The 2,049-nt window shown below is 44.2% G+C and carries 1 protein-coding gene and 1 pseudogene; both read right to left on the bottom strand.

What is annotated here, in order from left to right; translation table 11 throughout:
• Positions 1 to 270 (bottom strand): annotated as a pseudogene (locus GCU85_RS09805) (hypothetical protein); the annotation flags it as partial.
• Positions 271 to 336: 66 nt separating this feature from the next.
• Positions 337 to 1,716 carry a TolB-like translocation protein gene (locus tag GCU85_RS09810; RefSeq protein ID WP_218110671.1) on the bottom strand — a complete coding sequence of 460 codons (1,380 nt, stop codon included), beginning with the start codon at positions 1,714 to 1,716 and terminating at the stop codon, positions 337 to 339.
• Positions 1,717 to 2,049 lie beyond the last annotated feature (333 nt).

Genomic DNA, 2,049 nt, shown 5'->3' on the forward strand with positions numbered 1-2,049 from the left:
ATCGCCCTCTGTTCCCGAACTATCAACACTAACACGTGTGGTGACGCCCGTTTGTGTATCGTGGACGAAGACATCATCACGCCCATTCGTATCCCCTGCGACTAAGTTTGTTGAATTTGATGAAAAAGCAACGTAGCGCCCATCAGTAGATATCGAAGAGGAATATGATTGACTATCGCCCTCTGTTCCCAAACTATCGACACTGACGCGTTCGATTGCTTGCGTACCCGTTACCAAGGCTAACATCGCCACTATATAATATTTCTTCATTGTGTTACTCCTAAGGACTTAAGAAAGATGACTAAGATTTTAACTTATTTACTGCTGTCTTTCTAATTACTTTATGAATTTTCGACGACGAATCAACCCAAAAGCCACTACACCAGTCATCAACGACAATAACCCCATAACACTCGTCGATGGAATATTCTCTGTTGTTGATGCTACCGCTAAGTTTGTCGCCGTAAAGAAGACATCTAGATTATTGTTCGTATCCCCCGCGACCAAGTTTGTTGCAACTGAGTCAAAAGCTACGTAGCGCCCATCAGCAGATATCGAAGGATTAAGTGAATCATTATCGCCCTCTACACCACTACTGTCAACGCTGACACGCGTGGTGACGCCCGTTTGTGTATCGTGGACGAAGACATCAGCAATCCCATTCGTATCCCCCGCGGCCAAGTTTGTTGCATATGACTCAAAAGCCACGTAGCGCCCATCAGCAGAAATCGAAGGGCTATATGAATGACTATTGCCCTCTACACCGCTACTATCGACACTGACACGCGTGGTGACGCCCGTTTGTGTATCGTGTACAAAGATATCATCATATCCATTCGTATCCCCCGCGATCAAGTTTGTTGCAAATGACTGAAAAGCCACGTAGCGCCCATCAGCAGAAATCGAAGGGATAGTTGAAAAACTATCGCCCTCTGTTCCCAAACTATCGACACTGACACGCGTGGTCGCACCCGTTTGTGTATCGTGTACGAAAATATCATCAGTCCCATTCGTATCCCCCGTGACTAAGTTTGTTGCATTTGACGTAAAAGCCACGTAGCGCCCATCAGCAGATATCGAAGGGCTTTGCGAGAGACCATCGCCCTCTGTCCCCACACTATCGACACTGACACGCGTGGTGTCCCCCGTTTGTGTATCGTGTACGAAGATATCAGTATTCCCATTCGCATCCCCCGCGACTAAGTTTGTTGCAGTTGACGTAAAAGCAACGTAGCGCCCATCAGCAGATATCGAAGGATCACTTGAATAACCATCGGCCTCTACACCACTACTATCGACACTGACACGCGTGGTGTTCCCCGTTTGTGTATCGTGAACGAAGACATCTAACGTCCCATTCGTATCCCCCGCGACCAAGTTTGTTGCCCTTGAGTTAAAAGCCACGTAGCGCCCATCAGCAGAAATCGAAGGGATAGTTGAAAAACTATCGCCCTCTGTTCCCAAACTATCAACGCTGACACGCGTGGTCGCACCCGTTTGTGTATCGTGTACGAAGATATCAGTAGTCCCATTCGTATCCCCCGCGACCAAGTTTGTTGCAAATGACTGAAAAGCCACGTAGCGCCCATCAGCAGATATCGAAGAGCTAAATGAATCTCTATCGCCCTCTGTTCCCAAACTATCGACACTGACGCGTTCGATTGCTTGCGTACCCGTTACCAAGGCTAACATCGCCACTATATAATATTTTTTCATTGTGCTATTCCTAACAATTAGATTATGTTCACTTAATATTCTAACTCATTTGTTGCTGTTTTTCTAATTATTGCTGAGTTCAATACATATTGTATTGAACTTTTTTGTTGATTAATGATAACTTGTTTTGGTGAAAGCAGCCCATGTCCTTTATGCGGTCGATACGTGTTGTAGAGAAATAAAAACGAAGAAACTTCTAGCTCTTCTTTCATTAAAATAGAAAATCTAACAACATCACTTTAAGTAATAGCAACACATTAAGTAACACAGCATTTAAAATTAAAATTTATATTATTAAATAACAATAGCCTAAATGACAATATCGAATCCCTC

This window comes from Ostreibacterium oceani, assembly GCF_009362845.1.
GTDB lineage: Bacteria > Pseudomonadota > Gammaproteobacteria > Cardiobacteriales > Ostreibacteriaceae > Ostreibacterium > Ostreibacterium oceani.

Coding starts and splice junctions, on each gene's coding strand:
- GCU85_RS09810 (WP_218110671.1), bottom strand. CDS start 1,716: ATGAAAAAATATTATATAGTGGCGATGTTAGCCTTGGTAACGGGTACG.